At 70.4% G+C, this 22,787-nt stretch carries 19 protein-coding genes; 14 read left to right on the top strand and 5 right to left on the bottom strand.

From position 1 onward, the window contains the following. Positions 1-34 precede the first annotated feature (34 nt). Together BAY60_RS20400 and BAY60_RS20395 are read right to left on the bottom strand one after the other, a co-directional pair. On the bottom strand, positions 35-1,309 hold the full coding sequence (locus BAY60_RS20400) for a hydroxymethylglutaryl-CoA reductase, degradative (protein WP_112282654.1): 1,275 nt from the start codon (positions 1,307-1,309) through the stop codon (positions 35-37). 98 nt (positions 1,310-1,407) lie between these two features. After that, positions 1,408-3,240: a helix-turn-helix domain-containing protein gene (locus tag BAY60_RS20395; RefSeq protein WP_112282653.1), complete on the bottom strand. Its 1,833-nt coding sequence runs from the start codon at positions 3,238-3,240 to the stop codon at positions 1,408-1,410. A 140-nt stretch (positions 3,241-3,380) separates the two neighbouring features. Between BAY60_RS20395 and BAY60_RS20390 the strand changes: the two genes are divergently transcribed. From BAY60_RS20390 to BAY60_RS20375, 4 genes are read left to right on the top strand one after another with little or no spacing between them, the layout of a single operon-like run. Then, entirely contained in the window at positions 3,381-5,438 is a 2,058-nt protein-coding gene (locus BAY60_RS20390; protein WP_112282652.1) for a hydantoinase/oxoprolinase family protein, read from the top strand. 29 nt (positions 5,439-5,467) lie between these two features. After that, positions 5,468-7,621, top strand: a complete 2,154-nt coding sequence (locus tag BAY60_RS20385) for a hydantoinase B/oxoprolinase family protein (protein ID WP_112282651.1) — start codon at positions 5,468-5,470, stop codon at positions 7,619-7,621. Positions 7,622-7,648: 27 nt separating this feature from the next. Next, positions 7,649-8,908, top strand: coding sequence for a CaiB/BaiF CoA transferase family protein (locus BAY60_RS20380; protein ID WP_112282650.1), 1,260 nt, complete (start codon positions 7,649-7,651; stop codon positions 8,906-8,908). Then, positions 8,908-9,705 carry an enoyl-CoA hydratase/isomerase family protein gene (locus BAY60_RS20375; RefSeq protein WP_112282649.1) on the top strand — a complete coding sequence of 266 codons (798 nt, stop codon included), beginning with the start codon at positions 8,908-8,910 and terminating at the stop codon, positions 9,703-9,705. Before BAY60_RS20380 ends, BAY60_RS20375 begins: the two co-directional genes overlap by 1 nt. Before the next feature lie 125 nt (positions 9,706-9,830). On the opposite strand, the gene BAY60_RS20370 is transcribed toward BAY60_RS20375, so the two are convergent. Then, positions 9,831-10,697 (bottom strand): class I SAM-dependent methyltransferase, encoded by an 867-nt coding sequence (locus BAY60_RS20370; RefSeq protein ID WP_112282648.1) that lies wholly within the window; start codon positions 10,695-10,697, stop codon positions 9,831-9,833. A 398-nt stretch (positions 10,698-11,095) separates the two neighbouring features. Here BAY60_RS20370 and BAY60_RS20365 point away from each other — a divergent pair, with 398 nt between their 5' ends. Beyond that, positions 11,096-12,694 carry an MFS transporter gene (locus BAY60_RS20365; RefSeq protein WP_112282647.1) on the top strand — a complete coding sequence of 533 codons (1,599 nt, stop codon included), beginning with the start codon at positions 11,096-11,098 and terminating at the stop codon, positions 12,692-12,694. A gap of 52 nt (positions 12,695-12,746) precedes the next feature. Here the strand turns inward: BAY60_RS20365 and BAY60_RS20360 are convergent, their stop codons facing one another. Further along, positions 12,747-13,607: a LysR family transcriptional regulator gene (locus BAY60_RS20360; protein ID WP_112282646.1), complete on the bottom strand. Its 861-nt coding sequence runs from the start codon at positions 13,605-13,607 to the stop codon at positions 12,747-12,749. A gap of 176 nt (positions 13,608-13,783) precedes the next feature. Here BAY60_RS20360 and BAY60_RS20355 point away from each other — a divergent pair, with 176 nt between their 5' ends. Continuing rightward, a complete protein-coding gene (locus tag BAY60_RS20355) occupies positions 13,784-14,350 on the top strand; it encodes a dihydrofolate reductase family protein (RefSeq protein ID WP_112282645.1) in 567 nt (188 codons plus the stop codon). A gap of 37 nt (positions 14,351-14,387) precedes the next feature. On the opposite strand, the gene BAY60_RS20350 is transcribed toward BAY60_RS20355, so the two are convergent. After that, a complete protein-coding gene (locus tag BAY60_RS20350) occupies positions 14,388-15,164 on the bottom strand; it encodes an IclR family transcriptional regulator (RefSeq protein ID WP_112282711.1) in 777 nt (258 codons plus the stop codon). 108 nt (positions 15,165-15,272) lie between these two features. On the opposite strand from BAY60_RS20350, the gene BAY60_RS20345 reads away from it, so the two are divergent. The 8 genes from BAY60_RS20345 to BAY60_RS20310 are packed head-to-tail and all read left to right on the top strand — an operon-like array spanning position 15,273 to position 22,787. Then, positions 15,273-15,920, top strand: a complete 648-nt coding sequence (locus BAY60_RS20345; RefSeq protein ID WP_245992713.1) for an ABC transporter permease — start codon at positions 15,273-15,275, stop codon at positions 15,918-15,920. Further along, entirely contained in the window at positions 15,913-16,974 is a 1,062-nt protein-coding gene (locus BAY60_RS20340) for an ABC transporter ATP-binding protein (RefSeq protein WP_281272746.1), read from the top strand. The genes BAY60_RS20345 and BAY60_RS20340 overlap by 8 nt, the downstream gene beginning before the upstream one ends. Further along, positions 16,964-17,743 (top strand): ABC transporter permease, encoded by a 780-nt coding sequence (locus tag BAY60_RS20335; RefSeq protein WP_112282643.1) that lies wholly within the window; start codon positions 16,964-16,966, stop codon positions 17,741-17,743. The genes BAY60_RS20340 and BAY60_RS20335 overlap by 11 nt, the downstream gene beginning before the upstream one ends. Positions 17,744-17,788: 45 nt before the next feature. Next, the gene (locus BAY60_RS20330; RefSeq protein WP_112282642.1) at positions 17,789-18,721 is read left to right on the top strand and encodes a glycine betaine ABC transporter substrate-binding protein; all 933 of its coding nucleotides are present in this window, start codon (positions 17,789-17,791) and stop codon (positions 18,719-18,721) included. Beyond that, a complete protein-coding gene (fae, locus tag BAY60_RS20325; protein WP_211330404.1) occupies positions 18,718-19,233 on the top strand; it encodes a formaldehyde-activating enzyme in 516 nt (171 codons plus the stop codon). The genes BAY60_RS20330 and fae overlap by 4 nt, the downstream gene beginning before the upstream one ends. A gap of 2 nt (positions 19,234-19,235) precedes the next feature. Beyond that, positions 19,236-20,345, top strand: coding sequence for a mandelate racemase/muconate lactonizing enzyme family protein (locus BAY60_RS20320; protein ID WP_112282640.1), 1,110 nt, complete (start codon positions 19,236-19,238; stop codon positions 20,343-20,345). After that, positions 20,330-21,844 (top strand): aldehyde dehydrogenase, encoded by a 1,515-nt coding sequence (locus BAY60_RS20315; protein ID WP_112282639.1) that lies wholly within the window; start codon positions 20,330-20,332, stop codon positions 21,842-21,844. The genes BAY60_RS20320 and BAY60_RS20315 overlap by 16 nt, the downstream gene beginning before the upstream one ends. Before the next feature lie 40 nt (positions 21,845-21,884). Next, entirely contained in the window at positions 21,885-22,787 is a 903-nt protein-coding gene (locus tag BAY60_RS20310) for an NAD(P)-dependent oxidoreductase (RefSeq protein ID WP_112282638.1), read from the top strand.

Here is a 22,787-nt window from a genome sequence, read left to right as displayed (position 1 = left end):
CCGAAGGCCAGCGAGCCGTTCGCTGTCGTGGCCCTCATCGTCCGGCGCGAAGGTCGGCGAGGACTCGCTCGGCGTGGTCGGCGTGGACCTTCTTGTCGGCGATGATCCGGGCGACAACGGCAGGCACCTCCTCGGCGGTGGCGCCGACGGTCGTGGCGATGTTGCGCGCATGCAACGCCATGTGGCCACGCTGGATGCCCTCGGTCGCCAGCGCCCGCACCGCGGCGAAGTTCTGCGCCAGGCCGACCGCGGTGATGATCTCCGCCAGTTCGGCGGCAGTACGGACGCCGAGCAGGGTGAGCGCGGCCTGCGCGGCCGGGTGCACTTTCGTGGCACCGCCGACGAGACCGACGGGCATGGGCAACTCCAGGGTGGCGACCACGTTGCCGTCGGAGTCCCGTTCGAAGCGCGACAGCGAGGTGTAGCGCCCGGACTCCGAGATCGCGTGGGAGTGGGCGCCGGCTTCGACCGCGCGGGTGTCGTTGCCGGTGGCGAGCACCACGGCGCTGACGCCGTTCATGATGCCCTTGTTGTGGGTGGCGGCACGGTACGGGTCGGCTTCGGCGAGGGCGGCGGCGTGGATGATGTCGTCGACGACCTCGGCGCCGCCGAGCGTCGCCGCGTCGAACACGGCCCGGGCGCGGCAAAGCCGGAGATCGGCCTTGTTGGTGAGGATCCGCAGCAGGGGCCGCCCGCCCGCGATGTCGGCCGCACGCCCGGCAACGGCCTCGGCCATGGTGTTGACCGCATTGGCGCCCATCGCGTCACGCACGTCCACCTGCAGGTGCGCTACCACGTAGGTACCGACGCGCGACGACACGAGCCGGACGGCGATGTCGCGGACCCCGCCGCCGAACTCGACGAGCCTCTCGTCCTGGGCGTTCGCGAGCGCGATCAGCTCCTCCCGGGCCTCCAGCAGCCGGACGCGCCCGGCCTCGGGGTCCGCGACACCCACGATCTGGACCTGCGCCTGCATGACCGGCGCGGTCGAGGACGTGGTGAATCCGCCGTGCACGCGCGCGATCTTGGCGGCGTTGCTTGCCGCGGCCACCACGGAGGCTTCCTCGGTTGCCATCGGCACCAGGACCTCGGCCCTGTTGACCACGAAGTTCGTCGCGATACCCAGCGGGACGCCGAGGATCCCGGCCACGTTCTCGATCATATGGTCGGCGTGCCCGAGGCCCAGCCCATGAGCGGGGTCGAAAGCAGCGATCGACTCGGGGTCGACGCCGGCGGCCTCGGCGACCGACTTGCGCCGGGCCTCGACGGTGAGGTCCCGCAGACCCTGGATACGACTCGTGCGCGGCATGGCGCTCCTCCCACCTCGCTGTGGCGCGATACGGGGAGGACGCTAGTTCGCGTGCCACCGGCCCGGAACGGACCGATCATCCAATTCTGCTGGGGCCACTATGGACTTCTGGTCACCTCGGCGAGTCGGACGGCCACGGTGATCCGGAACAGCCGGTCGGGCTCCTGCCAATCCTCACCGAGCAGCTCACTCGCGCGTTCCAGCCGCTGGAGCACGGTGTTCTTGTGCAGATGCAGGGCACGGGCTGTGGCGACCGGGCTCATGCGGTTGCCGAGGTAGGCGGCCAGTGTGGGCAGGAGCTTGCCCGCGTGCTCGGCGTCCCACTTCAGCACAGGGCCGATCACTCGCTGCAGGTAGGCGGTCACGCGGGTTTCCCCCGGTCCGAACAGGGCGGTGTAGGGCAGGTACTCGTCGGCGGTGACCGCGGCGTCGCTCAACCCGAGCGACGGCAGGACGCGCAGGCAGGCCGAGGCCCCGTCGACCTGGGCGCGGAGGTCGTCGCCGTCGGCGAAGCCCGCGCCGACGGCCAGGATCGGTGCGCGGACCGAGCGGCTCACCGTGGAGTGGATGACCGTGCTCGCCACGGCCGGATCGGGGTCGGCGGTGAGTGCCACGACTCGGTCGGTGTGCTCACCGACCAGGCCACCGGTCCGCCGCAGCGCGCGCACGGCCTCGCGGCGCAGTTCGGCCGGCACCGCGACGACGACCGCCGACCGGAACTCGTCAAGCCGGATACCGCGGGCGCGGGCGCGGGCGGCGATGTCGTGGCGACGGTCCGGGTCGTCGGCGAGCATGTCGGCCAGCAGGTCGCCGCGCACCCGCTGCTCGGCTTCGACCAGGGCGTCCTCCTTGAGGTTGAGCAACGCGGTGATCTGGGCGGCGCGTTCGGCCGTGCGCCGCTCCACCGGGCCGAACTCGACCTCGCCTTCCTCCAGGAGCAGAGCGCCCAGAAGCGTCGGCCCGGCGACAACGGCGACCGCGCAGCTGCCGTAGCCCGCGGGCGCGCACCGTCCACTGCGGCGGCTCTGATCGACCGCTTCGGCGACCGGCCCGTCGAGCTGTCCAGGCTCGAGGAGCGTGACACGGCAGCGCAGCGCCCGGCCCAGCGCGGTCGCGACGTCCGGCGCTTCACCGCCTTCGAGTACCAGACTGGTGAGATCGCTGTGCACCTCGCTGGCCCGTTCCATCGCCTCGACGTGCCGCGTGAGCTCGGCGTAGGCGCGCTGCGCCTCGTCGGCCAGGTCCTGGGTGCGGGCTAGCAGGCGGGCAGTCTGCAGGACGATCGCGGCGTGGTCGGCGAATGCCGACAGCAGCGAGATCTCCTCGGGGGCGAAGGCATGCTCGACGCGGTTCGCGGCGAACAGTACACCGATGACCTCGTCGCCGGCGAGCAGCGGGACGCCGAGCAACGATACGAGGCCCTCCGCAGCGACAACGGCGTCGATCGCCGAATCGTGCGGCGCCTGGGTCATCGCCGCGTACTTGGACGTCCAATACGGACGGCGTCCTTCGACGACCTGGCTGGCCAGGCCTATCCCAGGCGGCACCCGGAGGCCGAGGAACGACGGCGCGATGGTCCCCAAGGTGGTGCGCACCCGCAGCTCCCGGCTTTCCGCGTCGAACTCCGACAGGTAGGTGACGTCGGTGCCCACCAGATCGTGCGCTCGCTCCACGAGGCGGCCGAGCAGCTCATCGACGTCACGGAGCTGGGCGAGTTCGCGCGCGGACGAGAACAGCGCCGCCAGCTCCTGGCCCCGGCGGCGCCAGCGGTCCGAGGTCGCGCGCAGCCGCCGCACCTCGTAGGCGATCCGTGTGGTGTCTTCCTCGGGCAGGTCCACGTCCGCGAGCAGGCCGCTGACATCGACGTCCTCCGCCGCCGACGCCGCCTGCATCAGGCCGATGACGACCTCGACCGGGATGGTGTCGGCCATGACGACCACCTCGCCTTCCTATGCCGATGGTCCAGGACGGGACCGTGCATTCTGGGCGGACGATACATACTCTGGGGACCCGCGCGCTCGTAGCGTCCACACCACGATCCGCACCGACGCAGTCAAAGGAGACAGCGAGCATGACGCTTCACGTGGGAATTGACGTGGGTGGCACGTTCACCGACGCCGTGGCGATCGTCGACGGGCGCGCGATCCGGGGCAAGGCGTTCTCGACCAAGGACGTGACCACCGGGATCCTCGGCGCCCTGGGGGTTCTGCAGGACCGCGCGGGGCTGACCGAAGCCGAGTTCTTCTCCGCGGTCGACCGGTTCGTCCTGGGCAACACCATCGTCACCAACGCCGTTGACGAGCAGAAGTATGCCGCCGTCGGGCTGCTGACCACCCAGGGTTTCCGCGACACGCTGCGCATCGCCCGGTCGGCGCGGACCGACGAGCGCGACCCGCACCAGATGACGGCACCACCTGACATCGTGGAGCGCCGCCGGATCATCGAGGTCCCGGAACGGGTCGATGCCCACGGCACCGTGCTCGTCCCGCTCACCGGCGACGCGATCGCCACCTCCGTGGACGCAGTGCTGGCGATGGGCGCCGAGACGATCGCGGTCTGCCTGCTGTGGTCCTTCCGCAACGCCGCCCACGAGCAGGCAATCGGCGACTACCTCGACAAACACCACCCGGACGTCCCGTACACGCTGTCCAGCGAGCTCACCCCGGTCTACCGGGAATACGAACGCATGGTCACCACCGCGCTGGACGCCGCGGTGAAGCCGATCGTCGCGTCGCACTTCGACCACCTCGCCGACGAACTGCGGAGGAGAGGGCTGCGGGCTCGCGTGCAGATCATGCAGGTCCACGGTGGGTTCCTGTCGGTGGAGGAAACCGGCAAGGCGCCGATCTCGATGTTCAACTCCGGCCCGGTGGGCGGTGTCACCGGAGCGCGTCTGCTGGGCAGGCACCTCGGCCGCCGCCGAGTGCTGACCGCGGACATGGGCGGCACGAGCCTCGACGCGGCGGCGATCATCGACGACGAGTTCCGGCTGTTGCCGCGTGCCGAGATCGGCGGCCTGCCCACGAGCCTGACGGCCGTGGACATCGAGACCATCGGTGCGGGCGGCGGAAGCCTGGCCTGGGTGGATGGCCGGAACCTGCTGCGCGTCGGCCCACACAGCGCCGGTTCGACGCCGGGGCCTGCGTGCTACGGCAAGGGCGGAACCCGGCCCGCGGTGACCGACGCCGTGCTGGTGCTCGGACTGATCAACCCCGACTACTACCTCGGCGGCGCGGTCCCGCTGTACGAGGGCCAGGCGCGGGAGGCGCTGCGCAAACACGTGGCCGAGCCACTGGGCATCACCGAGGAGGCGGCCGCCGAAGGCGTGTACCGGCTGGCCACGTCGCAGATGTCCAACGCTCTGCGCAAGATCACCGTCAACCGCGGTCACGACCCGCGCGAGTTCACCCTCGTCGGTTTCGGTGGCGCGTGCGGGCTGTTCGCGGCGAGTATCGCCGCCGAAGCCGGGGTGCGTGAGGTCGTGATCCCGCGTAACGCGGCGGTGTTCTCGGCGCATGGTCTCATGCACGCCGATTCGGTGTTCTCCGCGGTGCAGACGAGTCCGTGGACGATGGACCAGCCTGCCGCCACGCTGGACAAGGAGTTCGCCGCGCTCGAGGAACGTGCCCAGGCGTGGTTCGAGGCCGAGGGGATACCCGAGGGCAGGCGCGAGCTGTACCGCGAGGCGGACATGAAGTTCGTGGGCCAGATTTTCGAGGTGACCACACGCCTGCCTGCGGGCACCTTCGGGGAGGCGGACAAGGACGCGCTGCGCGCGCAGTTCATCGCCGACTACGAGGAGGAGTTCGGTACCGGCACCGCCTGGACCGAGGCGGAGATCCTGCTTGTCAACTCGCGCGTGCGGGCCGTCGGTCGCAGTGACGTGCAGACCGTCGACCAGGTCGCGGACATTGGCGAGGAGCGGCACGAGCTGTCCCGCCGGGAAGTGATCGAGCCGCTCACGGGCGAGCGTGTGGAAGCCGACGTCCACCGCGGGTTCGGGGCGCTCGGCCGCGCGAACGGCCCATGCCTGTTGGAGGAGCCCGACACCACGGTGTACGTGCCGGGCGGCGCCACCGTCGAGCTCACCGGCGGCGGCGACTTCCTGCTGCGTCTCGCCGACCGCTGACCCCGCCCGACTCGTCGAAGGAGACGACCATGACCAGCACTCCGATCGCCCTGCCCGATGGCTTCGACCCGGTCACCCTCGAAGTGATCCGCATGCGCCTGGACTCCATCGTGGAGGAGATGGGCATCGCGATGATCCGCTCGTCCGGCTCGCCGGTGATCACCGAGGCCGGTGACTTCAACACCGCGCTGTTCGACCCGGCCGGGCGCATCTACGCCTACTCCGATTACGTCCAGTTCCACATCGGTTCCGGCAGCGTCGCCGTGCAGAACCTGGTGCAGGCCATCGAGGGCGAAACGCTGGCTCCTGGGGACGCGTTCATCTGCAACGACCCGCACACCGCCGGCGCGAGCCACCCGCCGGACACCAACGTGATCTCGCCAATCTTCCACGGTGACGAGCTGATCGGCTGGGCGCAGTCCCAGGCGCACCTGATCGACGTCGGCGGGATGACCCCGGGCGGGTTCGCGCCCGGTGCCCACGACTGCTATGCCGAGGCGCTCCGGTTGCCGCCAGGGGTCAAGATCTTCGACCGGGGCGAGCCCGTGGAGTGGGTGCGCCGGATCCTGCTCAACAACGTGCGTGTCCCCGCGCTCTTCTGGAACGACGTGCGGAGTCTCGTCGCGAGCAACAACACCGGCATCCGGCGGCTGCTGGGCAGCATCGAGGAGTTCGGGCTCGAGCGGTTCCGCGAGTACACGAAGCTGTCCTTCCAGCTGGCCGAGCAGGTCGTACGGGACCGCATCTCGCGCATCCCAGACGGCATCTACCACGCTGATGAGTGGACCGAGCACAACGGACACGTTGACGAGCTCTACCGCGTCGCGTGCACCATGACCAAACGCGACGACCAGATCACCTTCGACTTCACCGGCTCCAGCGAGCAGACCGACGGGTTCGTCAACTGCAGCTACGGCGCATTGGTCGGCAGTGTCGCGACCGCGATCGTTCCGATCCTCGCCTGGGATGTCCCGTTCAACGAGGGCGTGATGACCGCGTTCGACATCATCGCCGAGCCCGGATCGATCGTGAACCCCCGGCCACCGGCGCCGATCAGCAACGGCCACCTCACCACCGGCGCACGCGTCAGCCGCGTCGTCACCAAGCTGATGAACGAGGCCTGCCGTCGTAGCGATGACGACACGGTGCGCGACCGCACCCAGGGTGTGTGGGGCGATTCGTGGACCGGCGGCATCTCGGCCGGCACTACCGACGACGGCGACTACTTCGTGCTGTTCAACATGGACGGTGGTGGCATGGGCGCGGGCGCGCAGCCGGACCACGACGGGCTCGACTGCGCCGGGATGATGACGCAGGTGAACAACATGCTGCCGGACGTCGAGATGAACGAGATGCTGTATCCGGTGCTGTACCTGTGGAAACAGCTCAGCACCGAAAGTGCCGGGCACGGTGCCCACCGTGGCGGGCTCGGGTTGCGCTTCGCGTGGACGCTGCACGGTGCCCAGGAGGTCACGCAGACGGTGTTCGCGCCCAACGCCCAGGTGGTCGCCGACGGGTTCGGTGGCGGTCTGCCGGGCGGCGGCAGTGGCCACGAGGTCTGGCGCCGGACGGACGTCGCCCGGCTCCTGGCCGACGGCCAGGTTCCCACTCGCGACACGGTGAGCGCGGCCGAACAGGAGCTCCTGGCGATCAACCAGCAGTCGGTCACGATCCGCGCCGGGGACGTGCTGGTGCAGTGGATCGCCGGTGGCGGCGGTTACGGTGATCCGTTGCTGCGCGACCCACAGCTCGTCGCCGCCGATGTCCGCGACGGCTACGTCACCGCGGAGACCGCCCAGCGCACCTACGGCGTGATTGTCACCGACGGAACCGTCGACGAGGCCACCACACGGCGAACCCGTGCCGCGCTGCGCCGGGAACGGCTCGGCGGTGACACTCCCGCCCGACAGGTTCCGCCGACGTCCCCGGCCGGATCGTCGGCGCCGCGCCGCGACGCCGAGGGCTGGTACGTGCCCGCCAGTGGCGCCCGCCTCGGCGACGGCGACGACTGGCGTGACGAGGCGCGGAAGGTCACGCATGTCGCCGCCGGGCGGCTGGCCGAGCACGGTGTCCGCGCCCGCCCGCGCACCGAGGGCCGCCGCGTGCTGATCGACGAGTTCTACAGTCCTTCCTGCGGAACCCTGCTGGAGGCACGTGTCCGGGTGGATGTGGCGACCAGCTGACATGTCATCGAGGGATGAGAGGCAAGCATGACGATCAACGACGACGGTGGGATCGCGGGGATGCTTCCCGGTGGACTGTCCCGGGGTGCGCTGCGCGGCATCGTGGTCCTCGACATCACGCGGGTCGTGGCTGGTCCGTTCTGTTCGATGCTGCTGGCCGATCTCGGTGCGACCGTGATCAAGATCGAGAACCCGAAGGAACCAGACTACGCCAGGGCTTTCCCGCCGAAGCTGCAGGCCGGCACCGGCGAGGAACTGAGCGCGTTCTTCGCCCAGTACAACCGCAACAAGTTCGGGCTCACGATCGATCTGTCCACTCAGGATGGAAAGGACCTGCTCAAGAAGCTTGTGCGGCGCGCCGATGTCCTCGTCGAGAACTTCCGGCCGGGAACGATGGACAAGCTCGGCGTCGGTTACAATGTGCTGCGCACGGAGAATCCCCGCCTCGTCTACACGGCGATCTCGGGTTATGGGCAGACAGGGCCGTACCGGCGGCGGCCTGCCTACGACAACAGCGCCCAGGCCACAGGCGGACTGTGGTCGATGAACGGATTCCCCGATCGGCCGCCGGCGCGGGTGGGCACCATCATCGGCGACCTGTCCGCGACCCTCTACGCCGTCATCGGAACGCTCGCCGCGCTCCGGCACGCGGAGAGATCGGGGCAGGGACAAATGGTCGATGTGTCGCAGCAGGACTCGGTACTCAGTCTGACCGAGAACGCCGTGGTGACATACACCGTGGACGGCACAGTGCCGGGACCGCTGGGCAACGAGCATCCCTTCGTCAAGCCCTACGAGCTCTACCCGTGCAAGGACGGATTCGTGTTCTTCGGCGGGTACACCGACAAGTTCTGGCGGCTGTCCTGCCACCTGTTCGGACAACCCGAACTCGCCGAGGACCCCGAGATCGACACGATGGCCAAACGGTTCGTTCCCGAGGTGTACGAACGGCGGGTGCGGCCATTGCTGCACACCTGGTTCGAGGACAGGACGAAGACGGAGCTGGAGGAGATCGTCGGTGACGCCGTACCGTTGAGCGCGATCAAGGACATCGGGGAGGTGGTCGAGGACCCGCAGATCGCCGCGCGGGACATGGTGGTCGGCGTCGACTACCCCGAGTTCGGGGAGCTGCGGATGGTCGGCTCGCCGATCAAGCTGGGCGTTACGCCGACCCAGCCGCGCGGGCTCGCACCGAAGGTCGGGGAGCACGCGGACACCGTTCTGCGGGCGCTCGCCGACGTCGACGATCTGCGCATCGCCGAGCTGCGCGAGAAGGGCGTGATCTGATGGGCGGGATCAGTTTCGAGCGCGACGGCGCGGTGGCGATCATCAGATTCGACCGGCCGGACAAGCTCAACGCGCTCACGCTCGCGATGTACGAGGAACTCGCTGCGGCCTTCACCGAGGTGCGCGACGACGAATCGCTCGCTGTCGCGATCCTCACCGGCCGAGGCGACAGCGCCTTCTGTGTCGGTGCCGACCTCACGGAGTCGATCCCGGCCCTGGCCGACGGCCGGTTCGACATCTCGGAGTGGGACGGTGCGCACCAGAAGCACACCACCTTGTTCAAGCCGGTGATCGCCGCGGTCAACGGCCTCTGCCTGGGCGGTGGCTTCGAGATCATGCTGTCCACTGACATCCGGATCGCGGCTGACACCGCTTCGTTCGGCTTTCCCGAGAGCGGTGTCGGGGTCGTGCCGGCCGGTGGCACGCTCACGCGGCTGACGCGGCAGATCCCGTACGTCTGGGCGATGGAGCTGATGCTCGAGGGCGACCGGATACCCGCAGCGCAGGCGCTGCGGTACGGGTTGCTGAATGAGGTGGTTCCGGCCGGCGAGTTGCTCGACACGGCGTTGCGGCGCGCGCATCGGCTGGTGGGCAAGAGCGGCACGGCCCTCGCGACCATCAAGGAAGCGGTCCTGCGGCTTGGCGACCTCCCGCAAGACCAGGCGTTCCACAGTGAGGCCCTGTACGGGCAGAAGGCCTTCGCGTCTCCCGACGCCCGCGAAGGCCTCCGTGCCTTCGCCGAACGGCGTCCGGCGGCCTTCCCCTCCCGCGACAACATCAAGCCGCCCTCACGCTGAACGGTCGTCCCGGCCCGACATGAGCAGTCCGAGCTACAGTGCGCGGGAGGAGGGTCCTGCCGCTGGGGCGAATCCCGTCCTGTGCCGGACTTTTGACAGTGCACCCTTTCCCCGCTACCGGCGCATCAGTCGCGGCGCGCGGCCCACACGGTGCGTTCGGTGCGCAGCACGAGGTCCTTCCGGCGCGGGATGCTGTGCGGGCTGGTGGTGTCGAGCAGTTCGTCGAGGGCGGCGAGGTCGTCCTTGGCGAGTTCCGCGGCGGCGACGGCGCGGATGCGCCGCAACACGGTGAGGGCGTAGTGGCTGATCGCCGGGTTGCGGGACCCGTCGAGGTCGACGGCGACGGTGAGTTTGCCTGCCACGGTGAATCCGGCGGCGTTCAGCATGGGCCCCCAGTCGGCGCCGCGGTGGGGCACGTGCGCGGCGTGGAGGCGGTCGGCCGCCGCGTGGAGACGGTCTTCCAGGCCGGGCCGGCCTGCGGGAGCGCCGGGGGGCAGGAAGCGGGGCAGGCCGGCGAGTTCGATGACGGCGAACAGGCCGTCGGGCGCGAGCAGGTCGCGGACGGTGCGCAGGGCGCGGCCTGGGTCGGCCATGTGGTGCATCGCGGCCGAGGCCCACACCAGGTCGGGCGTTCCGAGATCGGGCCACGTGGCGTCGTCGAGGTCGGCCAGCACGGTGTGCACGTGCTCGCCCACACCGCGCGCGCACGCCTTGTCCCGCAGGCGTTGCAGGTGTCCTGGCACGGCGTCCACGGCCGTGACGTGCGCCTCGGGGAAGTGGTCGAGCAGCGCGAAGGTGCCCGCTCCCGTGCCGGAGGCCAGGTCCACGATCTGCCGGGGTTCGCTGTTCAGGGGCAGCCACTCGGTGATGGCGGCGATGTGCTCGGCGAGGACGTCGGCGTCCAGGTCGAGGACCTCCGCCTGTCCGCTGCCGGCGTCGTGCTGGTGGCCGTGCTCGGGGTGGCCCTGGTGAGGGCCGGATGTGTGCGCCATGCCGCCACCTTAACCGCGGTATGCGCCGTAAGCACACAGTCTTGCGTTATAGGCAAGGCTTGTGTCGCGCGTGCTGCCGGGCGCGCAAGGGCCGGTGTCCGCGCCGGGCGTCGCGGTCGAAGGCTGGGTCACCGCCAGGCGGCGCCGACCGTTCCCGATGCGGCCCAGTGAGGACTGGTTGTGGGGGCGCGCGCCATCCGTGGAGCGCGGAGGCGTTTGCGTACGAGGCCGTCCAGCGAACTCTCTTCTTGCGTCTTAAGCAACGTCATATGCCCTCTGTGCAAGCCCGGCCTAACGTCGACGTCAGCTGCCCGGATCGAATCGGGCCGCACCCGACGGAAACGGCACGAGGGGGGATGCCCGTGCCGACCTCCACACTGCCTTACGGAGAGGAACCCATGACAACGAACCAGCCCGCACAGGGGGCCGCCGCGGCCGGGAGCGGGGACGGCGCACCGGACGCGCGTCAGCTGCGGACCATCCTGATCGCCGTCTCGATCGCGCTGATGGCCGTCATCGCGTCGGTGACCGGGCTCAACGTCGCCCAGACCCACCTGGCGGTCGAGTTCGGCGCGTCCTACGACACGGTTCTGTGGATCATCAACGTCTACCCCTTGGCCCTGGCCGCGCTGCTGCTCCCGCTCGGCGCGGTCGGCGACCGGCTCGGCCGCAAGCCGATGCTGATCGCCGGACTCGGCCTGTTCGGCATCGCCAACGTCGTGGCGGCCCTGGCCCCGGCCGCCGAGGTCATGATCGCGGCACGTGCGGCCGGTGGTGTCGGCGCCGCGATGATCATGCCGATCACCCTCGCCGTCATCACCTCCACCTTCCCCGACGAGAAGCGTGGCAAGGCGATCGGCGTGTGGACCGGCGTCGCCGGAGGGGGCGGCGTCCTCGGCATGTTCCTGTCCGCGCTGCTGGTCGACGTCGCGGACTGGCGCTGGCTGTTCGCGCTGCCGGTGGCCCTGATCATCGTGGCGTTGAGCATGGCACTGAGGTCGGTGCCCAACTCCCGTGAGCGCTCGGCACATTCCTTCGACACCATCGGCGCGCTGCTGTCCACCATCGCCGTCGTCAGCCTCATCTTCGTGCTGCAGGAGGGCCCCGAACGCGGCTGGACCGCCCTCGTGACGCTGATCGCTCTCGGTGTCGGCCTCGCCGCCGCCCTCGGTTTCGTCGTCTGGGAGCGGTACCGCCGCGATGCCTCACTGCTGGACGTGCGCCTGTTCCGCGAGCGCGGCCTGGCTGGCGGCTCGATCACACTGCTGGTGGTGTTCGGCGTCCAGGCGGGCATCGCCGTGGTCCTGTTCCCGTTCTTCCAGGCGGTGCTCGGCTGGTCGGGACTGCTGTCGACGGCGGCCATGATGCCGATGGCGCTGATGATGATGCTGGCGTCCGGCCTGGCCCCCCACCTCGCCGCCCGCGTTGGCTCCCGGTCGACCATGGCCGCGGGCGTCACCCTTGCCGGTGTGGGCCTGCTGCTGATGGCGCTGTTCGTTTCCGTCGACGGCGGCTACGTGGCCATCCTGCCGGGCATGGTGGCCATGGGCATCGGCATGGGCCTGTCCATGACGCCGTCCACCGAGGCGATCACCCGTTCGTTGCCGCGTGGAAAGCAGGGCGTTGCCTCCGCGCTCAACGACATCACCCGCGAGTTCGGTACCGCGCTGGGCGTCGCCATGCTGGGCGCACTGGTGGCCGCAGGCTACCGCGGCGCGATGGACGGCCGGCTCGACGGCGTCCCCCCACAGGCGGCGGACACCGCCCGCGAAGGCGTCGCCAACGCCGTCGAGGTCGCGGCCGGCGCCGGCCCGCACGCGCCACAGATCGTCCAGGCCGCCCAGCAGTCCTTTGTGGATGGCTGGCAGCAGGCCATGTGGGCAGGCGTCGTCGTCACCGGCGCGCTGCTGGTCTACATCGCCCTGCGCGGCCCGGACAACGCCACCCCCAGGGCAGCGGACGAGGCGGAAACGGCCGAGTCGATTCCCGCCGGATGACCACGGGGAACCACCGGCCGGTGAACGCCGGGATCGCCAGGCGCTGGTGTTGTCAGATGCTGGCCTGGATGGCGTGGAGGAGTGCGGTGGTGGCCGGTGGGTCGGGCGGGTCGCCGTAGGTGACCGCGTAGATGTGGCGAGGGTTGTCGGGCAGTTCGGTGGTGTGGATCCCGGGCGTCCGATGCGCGCGGAGGGCGAGCCCGGGCAGGGTGGTGACGCCCATGCGGGCGGCGACCAGGGCCTGCATGACGACCATGTCGTCGCTGACCAAGGAGATGCGCGGGGTGAAACCGGCGGCCCGGCACACGCTGGTCAGTTCCTCCTGGCACCGTGCGCACCCGCCGATCCAGGTGTCGTCACGGTGGTCGGCGATGGTGCGCCCGGGCTCGTAGGTCACCAGGTACAGCGGGTCGTCGAGCAGATGGACGAGCCGGAACCCGTCCTCGTCGCGCGGCGTGTCGGCGTAGCGGAAGACCAACGCGACGTCGACCTGGCCCGCGCGCAGCATCCGCAGCGCCTCGACCGGATGGACGTCGACGAGTCCCAGCTCGATCCCGGGGTGGGCCCTGGCCAGCGTGGCGGCGGCCGTGGGCACGATGGTGCTCAGGATCGACTGGAACCCGGCCATCCGGACCCGCCCGGCCCGCAACCCGACCCGGGCGGCCAGCTCGGTCGCCGCGGCGTCCACCCGGCCGACGATCTCGGCGGCACGGGCGGCCAGCAGCTCGCCTTCGGGGGTGAGCCGGATGCCGCGGCCGACCCGCTGGATCAGCTTCGCGCCGGTGGCCGCTTCGAGCCGCGCGAGGTGGTGGCTGACCGCAGGCTGGGTGTAGTGCAGTTCCTTCGCCGCCTCGGTCACCGAACCGTGCCGGGCGACAGCGGCCAGCACGGTGAGCTGGGTCAGAGTCAGCATGCATAAAGAGTACTGATGCGAGTCTGGATCGGGCGGCTTCAGACGTCATGTGATCCCCGCGGCGAGGACTTCCGGGAAGACAGGTGGGCCGCGATGTCGAGACCGTCGTGGTGGCTCCGTCTCAGGGCAGAGGCGGCCACCGTGGCCGCACCGTCACACGTACCGGGAGGACAGCCATGCGCAAGCTCGTGGTCCAGCAGTGGGTCACCGCCGACAACATCGCCGCGGAGGAGGACGGCGGGCTCAGCTTCGTGTCGGTGGAGCCGTTTTCCGAGAAGACCAACCCCGCGTTCAAGACGAGCCTGATGGGGTTCATCGACTCGGTGGACACGATGATTCTCGGCGCGAACACCTACGCGCAGACCAAGGACTACTGGCCGCACGCCGACGACCAGGGCGAGTACGGCGAGAAGCTCAACAACCTCACCAAGTTCGTCGCCTCGTCGACCCTGGACGACGCCCCGTGGGGCGACTTTCCCGCCGCAACCGTGACCTCCGACCCGGCCGCGACCGTCCGGCAGCTGAAGGAGCAGGACGGCAAGGACATCTGGCTGTGGGGGAGCCTGACGCTCATGCACTCGCTGCTGGGCGCAGGCCTCGTCGACGAGGTCCGGCTGCTGGTCTGCCCGGTGTCGCGGGGGAGGGGAACGCGCGTGTTCGCGGACCGGCACGACCTGACGCCCGTCGAGGCCACCCTGTTCGACAACGGCCTGACACTGCTGCGCTACGGCATCAGGAACTAGGCGAAACCCTGCGCGTCGCCGGCGCCGTGGGCTCGACCTACCGCGACTCCACGAGTCGCCTGGTGAGCTGCTGGGCGGCGTTGGCGACGAAGCGGCCCGCCGCGTCCAGCCGCTCGCCGAGCCGGGTCTTCGGTGCGGTGATGTTCACGGCCGCCACGATGCGGCCGTTGAAGTCGCGCACGGGAGCCGAACACCCGACGACACCGTGTTCGAACTCCTCGTCCACCGTGGCGTAGCCGCGGGCGCGGATCCGCTCCAGCTCGGCCAGTAACTGGTCCGGGGTGCGGATGGCGGGATGCTCGCCCGCGGCCGCCAGCTTGCGTTCGGTGAAAAAGGACCGGATCGTGTCGGCGTCCCAGTCGGACACGAGCACACGCCCGGCGGAGGTCGCCGCGGCGGGCACGGAGACGCCTTCCCAGCCCACGCCCCGGAACGCGTGCGGCGGCGTCTCGCTCGCGATGGTGAGCACGTCGTCGCCGCGCAGGACGCAGAGCACGGTCGTCTCCTGCACCCGCGTCACGACCGCGCGCAGGTACGGAGTCGCGATCGCGACCAGCCGCGACTCGAAGGTGCGGGCGGCGAGCGCGTAGAGGCGCCAGCCCAGCCGGTAGCCCGACGAGCGGTCGTCACGTTCCACCAGCCCCTCCTCGGCGAGGGAGGACAGGGCACGCGAGATCTGCGACTTCTCCCTGCCGACGAGCTCGGCGACCCTCGTGACGCCGAGCGGCTCGCCGCGGGGCCCGGCCTCGTGGGCGAGGACGTCGAGAATCTCCAGGTCGCGGCGCAGTCCCGCGGCGTTCACCCGGGCGGCCATGGCCATCCCTCCGTTCGCATCAGTTGCCGTCAGAGCAACCATCATTGTCCATATGACACCGCGGTTCTACCTTCTGAACACCGACGTCACACCAAAGGAGGTGGGCGGGTGTCGTTCGCCGAGTACCTCGAGTTCAACTGGGACGACCTGCTGACCATGGCCGCCGAGCATCTCGCGGTCGTCGTGGTCGCGCTGGCTCTGGCCGTCCTCATCGGAGTGAGCGTCGGCATGCTGACCTGGCAGAGCCCGCGCTGGTCGGGCGTCGCACTGGCCGCCTCCGGGGGCCTGCTCACGATTCCCTCGCTGGCCCTGCTCGCCCTGCTGATCCCGGTGCTCGGGCTCGGCTGGGTGCCGTCGGTGACGGCGCTGGTGCTCTACTCCCTGCTGCCGATCGTGCGCAACACCGTCGCCGGGCTGCGCGCGGTCGACCCGGCGATTCTCGAGGCCGCGGACGGCATGGGGCTGTCCCGCACGGGGGCGATGTGGCGCGTCCAGCTGCCGATGGCCTGGCCCGTGATCATCACCGGGATCAGGGTGTCGGCGCAGCTGCTGTTCGCGATCGCCACCATCGCGGCCTACGTCGCCGGACCCGGCTTCGGCCACGAGATCTTCGCCGGGCTGGCGCGGCTGGGGGCGGCCAACGCCCTCAACCAGGCCATCGCGGGCACGCTCGGCGTCGTCGCCCTCGCGCTGGTCTTCGATGCCGCCTTCATCGTCATCCGCCGACTCACGACCTCAAGGGGCCTCCGTGTCTGAGTCCAGTTCCACCGTCGTGTCCCGTCCCGCAGGCCGCCGGTCCGCACCCGCCGAGGGTGGCGCGCGCATTGAGCTGGTCGCGCTCACCAAGCGGTATCCAGGACAGTCCGAACCCGCGGTCGACGACGTCTCCATGGACATCGCCGCGGGCGAGCTGGTGATGCTGCTCGGGCCGTCCGGCTGCGGCAAGACCACGACCATGAAGATGATCAACCGCCTCATCGAGCCCACCAGCGGCCACGTCCTGATCAACGGCGAGGACGTGCTGCGGCTCGACCCTGCCGAGCTGCGACGGCGCATTGGTTACGTCATCCAGCAGATCGGCCTGTTCCCGCACCTGACGATCGCGGAGAACATCGGGCTGGTGCCGAGGCTGCTCGGCTGGAAGGCGGTCACCATCGCCGCTCGCGTCGACGAGCTCCTGGAGCTCGTCGGCCTCGACCCGTCCGCCTACCGCGGCCGCTACCCGCGGCAGCTGTCCGGAGGCCAGCAGCAGCGCGTCGGCGTCGCCAGGGCGCTCGCCGCCGACCCTCCGGTGATGCTCATGGACGAGCCGTTCGGCGCCACCGACCCCATCACGCGCGAACACCTGCAGACCGAGTTCCACAAGCTGCAGCGGGAGCTGCGGAAGACGATCGTGTTCGTCACCCACGACTTCGACGAGGCGCTGCGGCTCGGTGACCGGATCGCCGTGCTGCGGGAGCGCTCGGTCATCGCCCAGTTCGACACGCCGGAGCGGATCCTGTCCGCACCCGCCGACGAGTACGTCGCCGGGTTCGTCGGGTCGGCGGCGGCCATCCGCCGCTCCGGGCTGACCACAGTGGACGACGCGCTGCGGCACATCGCGCTGGCCCCGCCGGGTGACGATTCCGGTGGCCTTTCGGTGTCCGGTGAGGACACCGTCCGGGATGCCATCGACGCGATGTTGCGCAACGGCAGGGACCGCATCCACGTCACCGACCGGGACGGGGCCGTACTCGGCAGCCTCGACTTCACCCGGATCTGCGAGCTGTGGGCACGAGCGGGGCAGCCGGGGGGTCGCGATGTCGGCTGACACCCTCGGGACGTCCTCCGCGGCCAGGCCGGGCCGCCGCTGGTCGCGCGGGCAGCTGGCCCGGCACCTGGTCACGCCCGCCGCACTGGCCGTCGTCCTGCTCGCCCTGTATCTCTGGGTCAGCGGCCAGGAGCTGGACAGCATCGAGGCACGCGTGCTCGACGCGGGCGCGATCGGCGACGCCACCCTGCGGCATCTCAAGCTCACCGCCATCGCGTCCCTGCTCATCGTGGCGATCGCGATGCCGCTGGGGATCCTGCTCACCCGCCCGCGAGCACGCTGGATCACCCCGGTGGCCCTCGCCGCGGCCAACATGGGCCAGGCGGCGCCCGCACTCGGTGTGCTCGTGATCATGGCGATGCTGTTCTCGATCGGGCAGACCGTGGCGATCGCGGCACTGGTGGTCACCGCGATCCTGCCGGTGCTGCGCAACACGATCATCGGCATCCAGCAGGTCGACCGGAGCCTGGTCGAGGCGGCGTTCGGCATGGGCCTCACCCCGGGACAGGTGCTGCGCAAGATCGAACTGCCGCTCGCGGTCCCGGTGATGCTCGCCGGGCTGCGGACCACGATCGTGCTGTCCGTCGGCGTCGCCACCGTGGCGACGTTCGTCAACGCCGGCGGCCTCGGCGACATCATCGTGGCCGGGATCAAGACCACCCGGACGCCGATCCTGCTCACCGGTGCCGTGCTCACCACCGTGGTCGCCTTCGCCCTCGACTGGCTCGCCGGCGTCCTCGAACACTCCGTCCGTCCCCGCGGGCTCTGATCCGCACCCGCCCGTCGAATCCCTCACCTGTATCGGGAGAGCGCCATGTCCATGCGCACAGTACTGACCCTCGCCGTCGCGGGCGCCGCCGCGATCGGCCTCGCCGGATGCGGCGGTGACGCCTCCGGCGGGGAAGGCCCGCTCGCCGGGACGTCCTTCGTCGTCGGCGCCAAGGACTTCAGCGAGCAGGACATCCTCGCCGCGATGACGGCGCAGCTGCTCGAGGCCCGCGGCGCCGACGCGGAGCCGAAACGCATCACCGGGTCGGTCAACACCCGCAAGGCACTCGAATCCGGCGAGGTCGACCTCTACTGGGAGTACACCGGCACGGGCTGGATCACCTACCTCGGCAACACCACGCCGATCAGTGACCCCGCCGAGCAGTACGAGGCGGTGAAGCGGAACGACGCGGCCGAGAACGGCATCGCCTGGCTCGAACCCGCCGGCTTCAACAACACCTACGCGCTCGCGGTCAGGACCGGCTTCGCCGAGCAGCACGGCCTGAAGACCCTGTCGGACGTCGCCGAGCTGGCGCGGTCGCAGCCGCAGGCCGTCACCATCTGCGTCGAGAGCGAGTTCGCCGCCCGCGACGACGGGCTGAGCGGCCTGCTGCGGACCTACGGCATCGACGTCCCCCGCCAGCAGATCAAGACGCTCGACACCGGCGTCATCTACGCCGAGACCGGCAAGGGCGACGCCTGCAACTTCGGGGAGGTGTTCGCCACCGACGGCCGGATCGCGAACCTCGGCCTCACCGTCCTCGATGACGACAAGCGATTCTTCCCCGTCTACCAGGGCGCTCCGACGCTGAAACAGCAGACGCTGCAACAGCATCCGGAGATCGCCGACATCCTCGGGCCGCTGGCGGAGCGGCTCGACACCACGACGATGCAGCAGCTCAACGCCCAGGTCGACGTCGAAGGCCTCGACGCCGAGGACGTGGCGCAGCGCTGGCTGCAGGAGGAGGGACTGCTGTGACTTCAGCTGTGACCGGAGTGCAGATCGGCGAGAGCTTCGTCGGCGACGGCGCCAACGCGGCACACATCAACACCGTGCTCGGGCCCCGCAACGGCGCGGTCGGCACGGCGTGGTCCACCGCGCTGGCCGGTCCGAGCGCGGGACACCAGCCGTTCGTCGCGATCATCCGGCCCGGGCTGCCGGTCAAACCGGCGACGCTGTTCGTCAACAAGGCCACCATCACCGGCGACGAGCACGGCCACCTGCACTGGGGACCGGCGCAGGCCGGGGTGGCGGCGGGTGTCGCCGACGCCGTGGCCGACGGCGTGATCCCGGCCGGCGAGGTCGACGACCTGGCACTGATCACGGCGGTCTGGGTGAACCCGGCCGCCTCGGACCCCGACCAGATCTACCGCAACAACCGCGAGGCGGTGCGCACCGCGCTGCGTGCGGGGGCGCGGGCCGAACCTGCCCTCGACGACGTGCTCCACGCTCGCGACGCCCCCCGCAACCCCTTCTACTCGGCGGACTGAGGATGAAGATCACCAACATTCGGCTGGACCGGCTCCGTCTCGACCTCGACCCGCCGTTCCATGCGGCCTGGGACCCCGTGCCGCGCACGCACTTCGACGCCACCCTCGTGCGGGTGGAGACCGACCAGGGGATCGTCGGTGTCGGATCGGGGGACACCATGGCCGGTTTCGAGGCGTTCGAGGACCTGTTCGTCGGAACTGACCCGCTGCGGATCATGCGCCACATCAGGACCATCGAGACGATCAACTTCCACGCGGGCCGGTTCTGGCCACTCGAGGCCGCCCTGTGGGACATCATCGGGCAGGTCACCGGCACCAGCGTCGCCGCGCTGTTCGGCAACGTCGCCGACCGGCTCCCCGCCTACGTGTCGACCGCGGAGCTGAAGCCGCCGCAGGCCCGCGCCGAGTCGGCGTTGCTCGCGCGGGAACAGGGCTTCCGCGCGATGAAGATCCGCATCGACCGCGGTGACATCGAGGGCGGCATCAGCGGCGTCCGCGCCGTCCGCGAGGCGCTCGGCGACGACTTCACGATCATGGTCGATCTGAACCAGTCGTGGCGGATGGCCGGTGACGTCGAGCCGGCGCTCGACCTCAAAACCGTCACGCGCACCGTGCGCAGGCTCGAGGAGCTCGGCGTGTTCTGGGTCGAGGAACCGCTGCCGTACTCCGACACGCGCGGCCTCCGCGAGCTGCGGCGGTCGGCAGGAGTACGGATCGCGGGCGGGGAGATGCTGCCGTCCTTCGACGACGTGTTGTCGCATCTGGACCATGACCTGCTCGACATCTACCAGATGGACTGCGTGCTCTCGACCGGGATGCACCGCAGCCGGACCGCGGCGGAGCTGGCCCTGCACCGCAACCGCCAGTTCACACCGCACAGCTGGACCAACGGTATCGGCGTGCTCGCCAACCTGCAGGTCGCCGCGGGCGTCGGGGGCGGGCCCTACTTCGAGTTCCCCTACGACCCGCCGGGATGGACCCCCGGCCGCCGCGACTTCATGCTCACCAGACCACTGTGGATCGACGCCGACGGCTGTGTGGCCGTTCCCGACGCGCCGGGCCTCGGCATCGAGCTGGACGAGGAGGCCATCGGACGATGGGCGCTGACCTGACCGCGCTGCTGCGGCGACGCCACGACGACTGGCTGCGGGCGGCCGAGAACGTCACGCCGGAGGGCAGGATGTTCGTCGACGGCGGCTACCGGGACGCGGCATCCGGCGCCACGTTCGAGTCGCGCACCCCCCGCGACGGCAGCGTCGTCGCCCTCGTCGCGCGCGGTGGCGAGCAGGACGTCGACGCCGCCGTGCGGGCCGCTCGCCGAGCCTTCGAGGACGGCAGGTGGCGGGGACTCTCGCCGCGCGAGCGCAAGGAGGTGCTGCTGCGGTGGGCAGGGCGTATCCGCGAGCACACCGAGGAGCTGGCCCTGCTGGAGACGCTCGACGTCGGCAAGCCGATCACCGAGTCCGTCCGCGTCGACGTCGCCTCGGCCGCGTTCTGCATCCAGTGGTACGCCGAGGCGCTGGACAAGCACTACGACGAGGTGGCACCGAGCGGGCCGGGCGCGCTGGTCACCGTCACCCGCGAGCCGCTGGGCGTGGTCGGTGCCGTGGTGCCGTGGAACTACCCGCTGATCATCGCCTCGTGGAAGATCGCTCCCGCGCTGGCGGCGGGCAACAGCGTCGTGCTCAAGCCCGCCGAGCAGTCGTCGCTGTCGGCGCTGCTGCTGGCCAGGCTCGCCGTCGAGGCCGGGCTGCCCGACGGGGTGTTCAACGTCGTGCCCGGGACGGGGCAGGAGGCAGGCCAGGCGCTGGGCAGGCACGGCGACGTCGACAAGATCGCCTTCACCGGCTCCGGCCAGGTCGGCAAGCTGTTCCTCCGCTACGCGGGCGAGTCCAACGGCAAGCAGGTGCAGCTGGAGGCCGGGGGCAAGTCACCGCAGCTCGTGCTGGCCGACAGCGCGAACCTGGACGCGGCGGCGGAGGCGATCGCCTGGGGCATCTGCTACAACGCGGGGCAGACCTGCAACGCGGGATCCCGGCTGCTCGCCGACCGCGCGATCAAGGAGGACCTGCTGGGCAGGGTCGTCGATGTCATCCACGGCTTCACCGTCGGCGACCCACTCGATCCCGCGACCACGATGGGGCCGATCGTCGACCAGGCCCAGCTCGACCGCGTGCTGTCCTACGTGGACATCGCGAGGCGTGACGGCGCCGAGGTGACCGGGGGCGACCGGCTCGATCCCGGAAGCGGCGGGTACTTCCTGCGGCCCGCCGTGCTCGACCGGGTGCCGCACGGCAGCCGTGCCGTGCAGGAGGAGATCTTCGGCCCCGTGCTGGCGGTGGCGGAGTTCGCCGGCATCGAGGAAGGGCTGGCACTGGCCAACCAGACCGCCTACGGCCTCGCGGCCTCGGTGTGGACGAGTGAGCTGACCGTCGCCCACCGCGTCGCACGGGAGCTGCGCGCAGGCACGGTGTGGGTCAACACCTTCGACGCCACCGACGTCTTCGCCCCGTTCGGCGGAGTGAAGGCATCAGGATCGGGGCGGGACAAGTCGCTGCACGCCATCGACGAGTACACCGCCCTGAAGACCACCTGGATCGACCTGTCCTGATCCACCACCGGCATTACTCGTGCGACGAATGAGGTCAGTCGTGAACGTAGGATTCATCGGACTCGGGCACATGGGTGGTCCCATGGCGCTCAACATCCTCCGCGCGGGCATCCCGCTCGTGGTGCACGACCGGGACGGACACGCGGCCGAACGCCACGTCGCGCTGGGCGCGACGTGGGCCGCGACACCGGCGGAGGCGGCGGCGCGGGCCGACGTGCTCATCACGATGCTGCCCGGGCCGCGCCAGGTGGCCGACGTCCTGCTCGGAGCAGGGGCGGCCGACGCGCTGCCCGCGGGCGCCGTGTGGCTGGACATGTCGACGTCGACCCCGGCGGCGGCACACGCACCCGGTGAGCGCATCGCGGCACGCGGCGCGCACCGCATGGACGCCCCGGTGAGCGGCATGGCACGGGGCGCGGCCGACGGCACGCTGCAGATCTTCGCGGGCGGCGACGCCGCGGTGTTCGAGCGGTGCCTGCCGCTGCTGCGGATCCTCGGCGATCCCGAGCGGATCTTCCTTGTCGGCGGGCACGGCGCCGGCTACACCGTCAAGCTGATGGTCAACCTGCTGTGGTTCGCGCACCTCGTCGCCGCCGCCGAGGTGCTCACCCTGGGGGTCAAGGTCGGCGTCGACCTCGGCGTGCTGCGGCGCTCCCTCGTCGCGAGCCCGGCCAACTCCAACGTCGTGGAGCACGATCTCGTCGGCATCATCGAACGTGGCGACTACGACGAGTCCTTCGCGATGGCGCTGGCCTGCAAGGATCTCGGGCTGGCCGTGGACGTCTCGCGCGAGGCCGGTGTCCCGGTCGAGCTGTCCGCGCTGGTGGAGCAGATCTACCGGCGCGCCAAGACGACCTACGGCGACCTGGCCGGAGAGATGATCCCGGTACGCCTCTACGAGGACCTGGCGGGCGTGAACCTGCGGGCCGCGGTGGGAGGGTGA

This window comes from Prauserella muralis (genome assembly GCF_003202285.1).
Classification (GTDB): Bacteria; Actinomycetota; Actinomycetes; order Mycobacteriales; family Pseudonocardiaceae; genus Prauserella_B; species Prauserella_B muralis.
The sequence above is the reverse complement of the archived record's forward strand: the minus strand, read 5'-3'. Positions and strand labels throughout refer to the sequence as shown.